The organism is Sorangium sp. So ce295, from assembly GCF_051527405.1.
Taxonomy (GTDB): domain Bacteria; phylum Myxococcota_A; class Polyangia; order Polyangiales; family Polyangiaceae; genus Sorangium; species Sorangium cellulosum_B.
On the sequence record NZ_CP150324.1, the window covers coordinates 11,015,422 to 11,027,075 of the forward strand.

Genomic DNA, 11,654 nt, shown 5'->3' on the forward strand with positions numbered 1-11,654 from the left:
GCAGGGGGGCTGTGGTGTGAGGGAAGCCGCTTCCCTACGTGGACGATGGACCTGACGAACAGCGCGTCCACGCGGGTTGCCGCGATGTCGCTGCCGCCGCTCGCCGTCGGCGACGGCCGGCGCTGCGGAGCCGCGGGCTCATCGAGCGGCTCGGCCTCGCGTCTCCCTCAACGCACGCACCGCCAGCACCAGCTCCTCCAGCGTGTCGACGATGCGGTCGGCGCCCGCGGCCTCCAGCTCCGCGCGCGACCCGTATCCCCAGGTCACCCCGATCGCCACGAGGCCGTGCGCCTTGGCGCCGAGGACATCGTGTTTGCGGTCGCCGATCATGCAGGCGTCGGCGGGGGTGAGCGACTCGCGCTCCAGGGCGTGCGCGATGAGCTCGGCCTTGGTCGAGCGCTCGCCGGACAGCTCGGCGCCGTAGACGCGGGGCACGTGCGAGCGAAGGCCGAAGTGGTCGACGATGCGCTCGGCATAGACGGCCGCCTTGCTGGTGACGAGGCAGAGGCCGTGGCCCGCCTGGCAGAGCTGCGCGAGCGCCTCTGGCACACCGGGATACACGCTGTTCTCGAACAGGCCGAGCGTGCCGAAGCGCTCGCGATAGACGCGCACGGCCTCCTCGATGCGGGCGCTGTCGCGCGTCGCCAGGATCTCGGCGAACGCCTCGCGCAGCGGCGGACCGATGAAGCGGCGCACCTCGGCGAGGCTTACCGAGCCGTGCCCGAGCACATCGGCCGCGTGCACGAAGCAGGCGGCGATGCCAGGGGCCGGGTCCGTCAAGGTGCCGTCGAGATCCAGAAACAACGTGCGCATGGCGGCGCACGTAGCGCACCGAAGGGGGCGGCGGCAAGGGTCGCGAGCAGAAGCATGGGCGGCGCGTCGGAGCCCGCGCGCCCGGCGCGCCCCGCGGTGACGCTCCCCTCGGAGAGGTGGGCATCGCGATGACGCTCCAGGTCGACGAGCGGGGGATGACAGATCTGTCCAAGGGGGGCGACGACGATCTCGCCGTCTATTCGAGCGGGTCGCAGCGGCAATAGAACAAGGACGGTCGGACGCGAGCCGAGAGTCTCCGCAGGTCCTGACCAGCGCCCCCTAACCGAAGGTGACGACGATGAACTATCCTGCTCTTTCCTCCCGATTGGTGATCCGCTGCGCTCTTGGGATAACCGTGTTCTGCCTCGGAGCTTGCAGCTCGGAGAGTGACCTGAACGACGGTTCGGAGTCGGAGAGCGCCGCAACCGGAGGGACGGCGGGCACCGGCGGCTCCACGACCGGAAGTTCGACGAGCGGTGGGACAGGTGTTGGAGCCTCCAGCTCCGCCGGAGTAACCACGGGGACGACCGGAGCAGGAGGAGCCCCGAGCGGCAGTACCAGCGGTGCATCCGGCACCGGCGGAGGTGGCACCGGCGGCGCAGACCCGAGCGGGCCAGCGTCGGTGGGCAGCACGAGCACGGGCGGCGATCCCGGAACGGGCGGCGGGGATGACGGCCTGCCTCCAACAGGCGAGAACTCGGTTGCATACACCGGCTGCTCGATGGCCAACAACATCGGCACCGGCTACAAGCGCGTCGGCGGCAAGATCATGTGGAACGCGGACAACTATCAAACGGGCGCCATGGTGGTCCAGAACTGGACCAACCCGAGCAGCTCTTCCTGGCAGCTCTTCGACCGGAAGATGGAGTCGATCGGCGGGAAAGACGTCGTCAAAGCCATCATGGTCCAGATCTGCATCCTGTCGCAGCGGGCGACCGACAAGGAGCTCCGTGACATGGTCAACGCGGCGCGCCAGCACGTCAACCCGGGCACCCATATCTACATCGTGGGCCAGCCGGTCTACAATGCAGGGCACGATTGCTTCATCGCGGGAGCGGGCGGCGCCGACTGGACGGACATGAAGGCACAGGAGCTGGCCAAGGACCCGACCAGCAACGAGAACATGAGCTACCTCGGGAAGTTCATCCTCAACAACGACGCGGGCGAGGTTAGCGACGGCTGCCACGCCAGCAGCCCGAAGGGCGAGAATGTGCTGGGAGAGCAGGCGAAGGCGTTCTTCGGGGGCTGATCGGAGCGCAGGCCCAGCGAGACGAGCTGCGATGTCGACGGGCGCGCGCATGTCCGCACAGATGTGTGTGTGCAACGTAGCGGTGAGCCCTGCTCGTGGGAGGGGAACAGGATCTGCCCCTCGTGGGTGACCTATGATTTCGCTTGCCCCTCCTTACCACACCGTCGGCATCGCGGTTTTCGGGCTGCTGCTCTCGGCAGGTTGCACCTGCGGAAACGATGACAGGACCGCGGCGGACGAGGCGATCGCGGTGGATCGAAGCAGCGGCCGCGCGGGCGCCTGGGCTGGAACGGCGCCAAGTTGCACCGGGCTGCCGGCGACCTGCGGGCCCTCGGGGAGCGGGGACTGCTGCGAGAGCTTGCTCGTCCCCGGCGGAACCTTCGCTCGAAGCTACGACGGCGTGGACTATCTGGACCGGAGCTACCCGGCGACGGTGAGCGACTTCTACCTCGACAGGTACGAGGTCACCGTGGGCCGGTTCCGGGCGTTCGTGAACGCAGGCATGGGCACGCAGGCCAGCCCGCCTGGGGATGGTGCGGGCGCACATCCAAAGATCCCAGGCTCTGGCTGGAGCTCGGCGTGGAACACCAAGCTGCCGCCGAACACGGCTGCTCTAAGAGACACCCTGAATTGCTTTGTCCATCAGAGCTGGACGGACACAGCGTGGAGCGACGAAAATAAACCGATCAACTGCCTGGACTGGTACGCGGCGTTCGCGTTCTGTGCGTGGGACGAGGGACGGCTGCCGACAGAGGCGGAGTGGAACTACGCGGCCTCCGGGGGCAACGAGCACAGGTACTATCCGTGGTCGAAGCCAGCGACCTCTACGGCGATCGATGACAGCTACGCGGTCTACTGCGGCGGCACCTGCGGCCTACGGAACGTCGGATCGAAGTCGCCCAAAGGCGACGCGAGGTGGGGGCAGTCCGACCTCGGCGGGAACGCGTGGGAATGGACGCTGGACTGGGATCCGGTCCAGTACCCAGTGCCATGTCATGACTGCGCCGCCGTGACAGCAGGCTCCTACCGGGCCTTCCGGAGCGGCAGCAACGACGACCTCGCCCCGACCCTTCGGTCAGCCACCCGCCACGTCTACTACCCCGAGCTCCGAGGCAACATCGGGTCGCGTTGCGCCAGAAACCCTTGAGCCTGTCGGTCACCGGCATGCAGTGTCACGGTCGCCATCGCGCTCTGGCCGTGACGCCGCGCGCCGCCGCGGCCGCCTGCGCTACGCGAGGGATCGAGGCTGGGCCGGGCGGCTGGGCGCGTAGGCTCGAAGGAATGCGCGCACCCCCTCGACGAGGAGGTCTCGCATGCGGGCGTCATTCGGGGCGATCACCGGCCCGAACCCGTTGGCGGCGAGCAAGACGGTCAGCGCGATGAAATGATCGGCCGCCTGCCGGGGGTTCGGCGCGTCGAGCAGCCCTGCACGCGCAAATTCCGCGAACCGCTCCGCGATCGCCTCTTCCGGAGCGTTCATCATCCAGTGGTCGCGACCGCGCAGCTGGGACAGCTGAACGGACTCCACCGTTACCAGCCGCATGAGGGCAAGGTAGTCCACCGAGCCGAGCATCTCGGTCACGATCCGCGCCGAGAAGGTGATCAAGGCGTCCTCCAGGTCCGTGACGTGCGTCAAGGTGTCCTCGATGGCCCGTCGGATCGCCGCGATGAGCAGGTCACCTGTGGACTCGACGACGGCCAGCAAGAGAGCCTGTTTGTCGCCGAAATAGTCATACACCGTCCTCTTGGAGACGCCGGCGCGAGCGGCGACGGCATCGACGCTCGAGCGGTCGAACCCGTCGGCCAGGAACAACTCCCGGGCCGCCACGAGGATGGCGGATCGCTTCTGCGCGGACCCTTCACGAAGAGCCTTTTGTGCGCCGGTGGAGGACATGCACCTCCAGGTATAGCCCATTTCGGCCTCATTTTGCCCTGGCCTTTGTAAACTACACCGTGTAGTGTAGTCGACGTCAGAGCTCCCTGGGCCGAGTGGACCGCGGTCGGCAGCTGCTTGCCCTGCCTCGTGGCAGCGGGCGGGTCGCGCCGATCTCTCGCGGATGCGCCCTCCGCCGCTGCGAGCTCACACCGAAGGAAGGCGGACACATGGCGACTTCGCGGAACAAGAAGATCCTGATCTCCGGCGCGAGCATCGCCGGCCCCGTGCTCGCGTACTGGCTTCACAGGTACGGCTTTGAAGTCACGGTGGTGGAGAAGGCCGGCGCTGTGCGAGGCGGCGGCTACGCGATCGACATCCGGGGCACCGCGATCGACGTCGTGAAGCGCATGGGCGTGTTATCGCGCATCGCGGCCGCGCACATCGACTCACGCAAAATCACGTTCGTCGACGGCGACGGCGCGCTCATCGGGTCGATCCGGCCCGAGGCGCTCACCGGCGGCAAGGAAGGCCGGGATCTGGAGCTGCCTCGCGGAGAGCTCACGACGGTGCTCTACGACGCCGTCCGTGATGACGTCGAGTTCCGCTTCGGCGACTCCATCACCGCCTTGAACGAGCACGGCGGCGGCGTCGATGTGCACTTCCAGAGCGGCCTGCGACGCCCCTTCGACCTGGTCATCGGCGCTGACGGATTGCATTCGAACACACGGCGGCTCGCCTTCGGGCCCGAGGCGCAGTACCACCGTTATCTCGGCTACTGCTTTGCGGGGTTCACCATCCCCAACACCCTCGGGCTCTCTCACGAGGCGTTCATCAGCAACACGCCCGGGAAGGCGGCCGTGCTGTTCGCGGCCGGCGACAGCGATCGCCTGCACGCGTTCCTGACCTTCGCCCGTCCCCAGCCTCCCTTCTCGGAGTTCGCCGACATCGAGGCCCAGCGAAGGTTGACCGCCAGTGTCTTCGCCGGCGCCCGCTGGGAAGTACCGCGGATGCTCGCCGCTCTGCAGGAGGCCACCGATGTCTTCTTCGACGTCGTCAGCCAGATCCGCATGCCTCGATGGTCGAAGGGAAGGGTCGCCCTCGTGGGAGACGCGGCCCACGCGCCGTCGTTCCTGTCGGGCCAAGGTACGAGCACCGCCATGGTCGGCGCCTACGTCCTGGCGGGGGAGCTGGCGACCCATTCCGCCCCTGGCGCCGCCTTCGCCTCGTACGAGCGCGTCATGAGGCCGTTCGTCGAGGTGAACCAGGCGCTCGCCGGCGGAGGCGCGGCCAGTCTGATCCCCGCCACATCGCGAGCGCTGTGGATCCGGAATCAAGCGCTCCGGGTGGCACCATGGCTGACGCGCACGGGGCTCCCCGGTCGCAAGGGCCGGAAGGCCTCGACGGCGCTCACCCTCCCCCTCTATGGCGTGCAGGCCCGAGGATAGCTCGCGATCGCACGTGCTAAGAAATTAGCACGCATTGCTTGCTAATTTCTTAGCATCAGGCTACGGATGGACGTCATGCCGAAGCCGCCGCTCACGCGCCGAGAGCGCGAGATCATGGACATTTTGTACCGCCTGCGGCGCGCGACCGCGCACGAGGTGAAGGACAACCTCGAGGATCCGCCGAGCTACTCCGCGGTCCGCGCGCTGCTGCGCCTGCTGGAGGAGCGCGGGCACGTCAAGCACGTGGAGGAAGGGCAACGCTACGTCTACACGCCGGTCACGGCCCCGAGCGAGGCTCGCAGGAGCGCGCTGGCGCAGGTCGTGCGGACGTTCTTTGGAGGCTCGGTCGAGCAAGCGGTCACCGCGCTTGTCGACACGTCGAAGTCCAAGCTATCGCGCGAAGAGCTGGATCGCATCGCCCAGGTGATCGAGCGCGCCAAGAAAGAAGGGGGTTGAAATGAGCCCGATCGAGATGAGCCCGCTGCCGTTCCTCGTCGATGCCGCGCGAGGCGCCGTGCTCCTCGGGCTCGCCCTCGCGGTGATGCCGCTGCTCCGCCGCGCGCCGGCCTCCACACGCCGGCTCGTGCTGGTGCTCGGGCTCGCGGCCGCGGCGCTGGTGCCGGTCGCCTCGCGGCTCGTTCCGGCGTGGCGCGTGCTGCCGGTGGTCGAGCTTGGCGTCGCAGACGCGAGTAGACCCTTCGCCGAGCCCATCGGGGATGCCATTGCCCCACCCTCCGTCGAGCCTGTCTCCCACGCCGTGGTGCAGGCTCCGTTCACGCCGGTCGCCCCGGCAACTCAGTCCTTTCCGTGGGGCCCGGTGCTCCTTGCCGTGTGGGCGCTCGGGGCATTTGCGGTGCTCGCTCGCCTCGCCCATGGCCTCGCCAAGGCGCGTGGGATCGCCCGGCGCGCGACCCCGCTCTCGTTTCCCGGGATCACGGCAACGCTCGGCGAAGCGCGCATGAACGCCCGCGTGTGCGTCAGCTCCGAGATCGATGTGCCGGCGGTGACCGGGGTCTTTTCGGCGGTGGTGCTGGTGCCGCGGGAGGCGCTCGAGTGGAGCCAGGCGCGCTGGCGAGCCGTGCTGTTGCACGAGCTGGCGCACGTGCGGCAGCGCGATTGTCTTGCCCAGATCGTGGGGCAGCTCGCCTGTGCAATGCACTGGTTCAACCCGCTTGTGTGGCTCGCGGCGCGCAGGCTTCGCATGGAGCGCGAGCTCTCGGCGGACGAGCGGGTCCTGGCGAGCGGGGCGCGGCCGACCGAATATGCCGAGCACCTGCTGGCCATTGCGACGAGCGTGGCGCGGCTCCGTGAGGTGCCGGGCGGAGCGCTCGGGATGGCGGAGCCCTCGCAGCTCTTGGCGCGGGTCGAGGCCATCGTGCGACCGCGGGCGGGGTCGTTGCGCACGTCGGCGGCGCGGGGCGTTGCAATCACCGCGTCGGCTGCGGCGCTGCTCGGGGTGGTGGCGTGCGTCACCGCCGGCAAGGAAGGACCTGCCGCGGCCGTGGCGGCCCATCCGGCCAATCCGTCCGGGAAGTCGGAGCCGGTCGCTCCTGCACCGGCGGGCGCGTCCGTTCCGACCGCTACCTCCGCCGTTGCTGGCTCCACGCCGGCCTCTCTGGCCCATCTGACCGCGGAGGTCGCCTCCGTGCTGGGCGCCCCAGCCGATCGCCTGGAGCTCACGATCGATCGCGACATCCAGGCGATCGTCGATGAAGAGATGAAGCGGATGGCGGACGAATGGCACCCTGTCACCGCCACGGCGATCGTGCTCGATCCGAAGACCGGCGAGGTGCTGGCCATCCATGATCCGAGCACCGCCGCGGCGCCGCGCATCAGCGGCTCGACCATCAAGTCGCTCACCGTCGCGGCCGCTCTCGATGAGAGGGCCATTGCGGTGACCGACCGGTTCTTCTGCGACAAGGGAGCGCGGAGCTATGGCAACGAGATCCTCCGCGACGCGAGCCCGAACGAGTGGCTCGACGTCCCGCAGATCCTCACGCTCTCATCGAACATCGGGGCCTCGCGGATCTTCGACAAGCTCGGCGGCGAGGCGCTCGGGCGCTGGCTCCGGCGCTTTCATTTCGGCGAGGCGATGCGCATCCAGCTCCGCGGCGCGCCGGTCGGCGAGGTGCCTCCGGTCATCGCGGACGGCTCGCTCCGCGGCGTGGCCCTGGCATCGGGCCATGGCGGCGCGATGGCCAGCCCGCTGCAGATGGCCGCCGCTTACGCCGCGATCGCCAATGACGGCGTGTTCAATGCGCCGACGCTCGCCCGGCGCGCCCGGGGCGCGGACGGCGGTGTCCGCTTCGAGCACCACGTGGAGAACGAGCGCGTGCTCCGCCCGGAGACGGCGCGGGCGGTGATGGGCATGCTGGAGCGCGCCGTGAGCGACGAGCAGGCGACGGGCAAAGCGGCGCGTGTGCAAGGGGTGCGGATCGCCGGCAAGACCGGCACCACGGACGAGCAATCGGCGGCGGGCGAGCCGCGCAATTACGCGAGCTTCATCGGGGTCGCGCCGGCCGAGCAGCCGCGCTTCGTCATCCTCGTCGGCGCGGTGGTCGCCGCGGAGGACGCGACGGGTGGCAAGGTGGCGGGGCCGGTGTTCGCGCGCATCACCGCGCGGGCGCTCGGGCGCTGATCCAAGCGCGTCGAGGGCGCCCACGTCGAGGGGTACACAGCCCCGCCCTCTCCCCGGCTACGCGATCCGCTCCTCCCAGTCGATCCGGTACGCGTGCACGCGCTCCTGCGCGGCAGCGCCGATCCGCAAGAACAGCGGCAGCGCCCTGTCGCGGAGCCACCCCGCGACGGGCCCCGAGACCGCCTTGCGGCTGCCGTTGCGGCGCGCCTGGCGGACGATCGCCTCGACCCGCGGCCGCCGCAGCCGCTCGAACGCCGCGAACGCTCGCTCCGGCTCGGGCTCGTCCCGCAGGCACCTCGCGAGGAGCATCCCGTCCTCCATGGCCAGCGAGGCGCCCTGGCCGGCGTGCGGCGTCGCGGCGTGCGCCGCGTCCCCGATCAGGCAGACCCGGCCGGCGTGCCAGCGCGGCATCGTCAGGATGTCGTGCAGCAGCCACGGACCGAGCACCTCGGGCGTCGCGCGCACCACGTCCGCGATCCAGCCTGGATCGCCCTCGTGGAGCGCGAGGATGCGCTCGCGGAGCGGCCCCGGCGCGGCGGCGCCCTCCGGCGCGGGCTCCCCGCTGTTGTGGAACCACCAGACCTCGCCTTCCGGCGCCGCGAACGCGCCGAAGAACGCGCGGCGGCCAAAGACCATCACGCTCCAGCCAGGTTGAAGCGGCGCGCCAGGGCAGCGCGCGAAGCCGCCGAAATCGATGAGGCCTGTGTATCCCGGGGCCGGCGCGCCGGGCAGCGCCGCCGCCCGCGTGCGCGATCGGACGCCGTCGCACCCGATGAGCACGTCGCCGCGCGCCTCGCCGCCGCCCTCGAAGCGCGCCACGACCTCGCGCGGCTCCGAGCAGTCCACCCCCTCGAGCCGCATGCCGTACCGGATCGTGACGCCCCGCCGGGCCGCCTCCTCCGCGAGCGCCGCGTGCAGCGCGCCGCGCCGGATCATCACGAGCCCCGCGCCGAACCGGCGCGCCGCGTCGCGCTGATCGATCACGCCGATGCGCCGCCCGCGGGCGTTCTCGAACCGGATGCCGTCACACACCGCGCCCCGCGCCTGCACCGCGCGCGCGACGCCCAGATCCGCGAGCACGTTCATCCCGTTCGGCGCGACGCCCAGGAACGCGCCCTCCTGCTCCAGGGGGGCCGCGCGCGCCTCGAAGATCGTCGCCTCCACGCCGATGCGCTGAAGGAACATCCCGAGCACCGGGCCCGCGATGCCCCCGCCGACGACCACCACCCGCCGCACACCTCGCTGTGTCATCTCGCCACCTCCGACCTCGATTCCTGGCCAGCATGGGTGGGACTGACGCTCATTTCCAGTGATGATTCGTGATGGTAATCGTCACCAACCGTGAACTTGTCGACGCTCGATCTCAACCTGCTGCTCGTCCTGCACGCGGTGCTCGAGGAGCGGAGCGCGGCGCGGGCCGCGCGGCGGCTCCGCGTCACGCCGTCGGCGGTGAGCAACTCGCTCGCGCGGCTGCGCGCGCAGCTCGGCGACCCGCTGGTCGTGCGCAGCGGGCGCGGCCTCGTCCCCACGCCCCGCGCGCAGCAGATCGCGCCGCGGCTCCGGGCCGCGTTCGGCGAGATCACGGGCGCGATCGAGGGGGATCGCGCGTTCGACCCGCGGGCGACCACGCGCGCGTTCACGCTCGCGCTCTCGGACCTCGACCAGATCTGCAGCCTGCCGGCGATCGCGCGCGCGGCCGCGGCCGAGATGCCGCGCGCGACCCTCCGCGTGGTGAGCGTCGACCACCTCGAGGCGACCGGGGGGCTCGGCGGCGGCGACGTCGACGCGACGATCGCGCCCGCGCACCCGCTCCCGCCGGGCCACCACGCCGCGGACCTCTTCGAGCAGGACAGCGTGTTCGTGGTCCGCCGCGGTCACCCGTGCGCCCGCCGCCGGCTCACGCGCGAGGCGTTCAACTCGCTGCGCCACATCGACATCCACATCGCGCTCGGGCGCGGCGGCATCGGCAACCGCGCCGCCGTGGAGGCGCTCGCGGCCCAGGGGCTGTGCCGCGAGATCGCCGCCGCCGTCCCGACCTTCTCCGCCGCCGCGGTCATCGCCGCGAACACCGACCTCGTCGCCGCCATGCCGCGCCGCATCGCCGAGGCGCTCGCGCGCCTCGCGCCGCTCACCCTCCTCGAGCCGCCGGTGGCCGCGCTCGTCTTCCGCATGCAGCTCGTCTGGCACGAGCGGACCCACGAGGATGAGGGCGCCCGCTGCTTCCGGGAGCTCGTCATCGCCGCGCTCCGCGACGGCCCGCGCGCGCGAGGCCGCGCGGCGGAGGGCACGAGGAAGAAGCCGAGTGGACCTCGGGGTTCGAGGCCTACGTCCCGCTCACCGACAAGGCGATGATGCGGGCGCTCGGAAGGCCGCGGGTCACCGGCAGGGCCACCGGCCGCCGTCGAGATCGAGCGGCATCTCCATGCTGTTGAAGCCCCAGGCGTTCGCCTGTTCGCAGAAGAGCGACCTGTCGGTCATGTGACCGGAGAAGATTGTAGAGCCCGCACGGCCCTGCGCTGGTCTCCTTGACAAGGTGGGGCAGCCGTCGGATACGCTAACTTCCCACGATGCGTGGGGGCGGCGCGAGGAGGTGGGGTCGGGGATCAAGGCGCTCCACGCGGGAGCAGCGGTCACCTCATGACGCCTGAGCTTCGTGAGCAAGCGGGAGCGCTCGCGTTGGCCGTCGAGCACGGACTGACGGAGAAGCGCGAAGCGATTGATTGGGCGTGCGAGCTGGTCGCGCGCGAAGCAAGCCCATCGCCAGAGCTCCTCGAGCTTGCGGGCGCTGTCCGCCCGAATCCTCCCGACGTGGCGCGGATGCTCCGCGCGATCGCCGCTCGACCCGATCCGGACCTTGTGTTTCGAAAGTTCCTCGCCCGGGTACGTGACGCGGTCCGCGCGCGCGCCGACATCTGGCGCGTGGTCACGCACGTGCTTGAAGAGCTCGCGATCCAGGGGCAGGTTCCTGCACCTCTCGCAGGGCGTTGCTTCGGTTTCGACGACGAGCGCAGCCTCGCGGACGAGGGCGTGTATGGAACCGTCGATGCCGTCGAAGCCGACGTCCGAGCATTTCTGGAAACAGAATCCGAGCCATCCGAGCTGACCTCGCTGCTCGCGTGGGCCAAGCGCTTCGTTGATGACGCGCAGCCCGGGTGGGTCGAGTGCGAGCTCACGGACGCTGAGGGGAAAGTCCACCTCTTTCGCGAGAAGGTGCCCGTGGTGACCTCGGAGAACCTTGATGCGTCGAGCACGTACCCGCGTCCGGTAACGCTCGCCTGCCAGATTCGGGGCCAACGAACGTCATCCGGGCACGCGGTCGTCGAGGTTGACACGAGTCAACCATGGGGGATCGAGTCGACCGAGGGAAGAACAAGCTTCGTCGTCGCTCCTCAGCTGCTTGTCACCGCTGAACGGCGTCTCGCCGTCCCGGAAAATCCGTAGTCCCGGGCTCGCCAGTCGCCAAGCACTTCGCGGGCGGGCTCGGGCTGACGGGTATCCGCCGGTATCCGCCGGTGCGACGCGAGCGCGACGAGGCCACCGGCGCCTGGTGACGGGGTGGCCAGCCGCGGCGATCACGCGTCGTCGGTACCCTGGCCAAGCAGCGGCCATCTGGCGCCGCCATGGCGACCATGC

Annotated in this window: 10 protein-coding genes; 7 read left to right on the forward strand and 3 right to left on the reverse strand. The window is 70.2% G+C overall.

What is annotated here, in order from left to right; translation table 11 throughout:
* Positions 1–138 precede the first annotated feature (138 nt).
* A complete protein-coding gene (locus tag WMF11_RS41765) occupies positions 139–813 on the reverse strand; it encodes an HAD hydrolase-like protein (protein WP_437974732.1) in 675 nt (224 codons plus the stop codon).
* A 721-nt stretch (positions 814–1,534) separates the two neighbouring features.
* Here WMF11_RS41765 and WMF11_RS41770 point away from each other — a divergent pair.
* Together WMF11_RS41770 and WMF11_RS41775 are read left to right on the forward strand one after the other, a co-directional pair.
* Complete coding sequence (locus WMF11_RS41770; RefSeq protein WP_437974733.1) at positions 1,535–2,062, forward strand: hypothetical protein; 528 nt, start codon at positions 1,535–1,537, stop codon at positions 2,060–2,062.
* 133 nt (positions 2,063–2,195) lie between these two features.
* Positions 2,196–3,209: a formylglycine-generating enzyme family protein gene (locus WMF11_RS41775; RefSeq protein WP_437974734.1), complete on the forward strand. Its 1,014-nt coding sequence runs from the start codon at positions 2,196–2,198 to the stop codon at positions 3,207–3,209.
* Between the two features lie 81 nt (positions 3,210–3,290).
* On the opposite strand, the gene WMF11_RS41780 is transcribed toward WMF11_RS41775, so the two are convergent.
* Positions 3,291–3,956 (reverse strand): TetR/AcrR family transcriptional regulator, encoded by a 666-nt coding sequence (locus WMF11_RS41780; protein ID WP_437974735.1) that lies wholly within the window; start codon positions 3,954–3,956, stop codon positions 3,291–3,293.
* Between the two features lie 209 nt (positions 3,957–4,165).
* Here WMF11_RS41780 and WMF11_RS41785 point away from each other — a divergent pair, with 209 nt between their 5' ends.
* The 3 genes from WMF11_RS41785 (at position 4,166) to WMF11_RS41795 (ending at position 8,021) form a co-directional block, all read left to right on the forward strand.
* On the forward strand, positions 4,166–5,383 hold the full coding sequence (locus tag WMF11_RS41785) for an FAD-dependent monooxygenase (protein WP_437974736.1): 1,218 nt from the start codon (positions 4,166–4,168) through the stop codon (positions 5,381–5,383).
* A 75-nt stretch (positions 5,384–5,458) separates the two neighbouring features.
* On the forward strand, positions 5,459–5,839 hold the full coding sequence (locus tag WMF11_RS41790; RefSeq protein ID WP_437974737.1) for a BlaI/MecI/CopY family transcriptional regulator: 381 nt from the start codon (positions 5,459–5,461) through the stop codon (positions 5,837–5,839).
* A 1-nt stretch (position 5,840) separates the two neighbouring features.
* Positions 5,841–8,021, forward strand: a complete 2,181-nt coding sequence (locus tag WMF11_RS41795; protein ID WP_437974738.1) for a penicillin-binding transpeptidase domain-containing protein — start codon at positions 5,841–5,843, stop codon at positions 8,019–8,021.
* A 57-nt stretch (positions 8,022–8,078) separates the two neighbouring features.
* Here the strand turns inward: WMF11_RS41795 and WMF11_RS41800 are convergent, their stop codons facing one another.
* Positions 8,079–9,272 carry an FAD-dependent oxidoreductase gene (locus WMF11_RS41800; protein WP_437974739.1) on the reverse strand — a complete coding sequence of 398 codons (1,194 nt, stop codon included), beginning with the start codon at positions 9,270–9,272 and terminating at the stop codon, positions 8,079–8,081.
* Between the two features lie 90 nt (positions 9,273–9,362).
* Between WMF11_RS41800 and WMF11_RS41805 the strand changes: the two genes are divergently transcribed.
* Together WMF11_RS41805 and WMF11_RS41810 are read left to right on the forward strand one after the other, a co-directional pair.
* The gene (locus WMF11_RS41805; protein WP_437974740.1) at positions 9,363–10,373 is read left to right on the forward strand and encodes a LysR family transcriptional regulator; all 1,011 of its coding nucleotides are present in this window, start codon (positions 9,363–9,365) and stop codon (positions 10,371–10,373) included.
* A 285-nt stretch (positions 10,374–10,658) separates the two neighbouring features.
* Positions 10,659–11,462 (forward strand): hypothetical protein, encoded by an 804-nt coding sequence (locus tag WMF11_RS41810; RefSeq protein WP_437974741.1) that lies wholly within the window; start codon positions 10,659–10,661, stop codon positions 11,460–11,462.
* Positions 11,463–11,654: the final 192 nt, after the last annotated feature.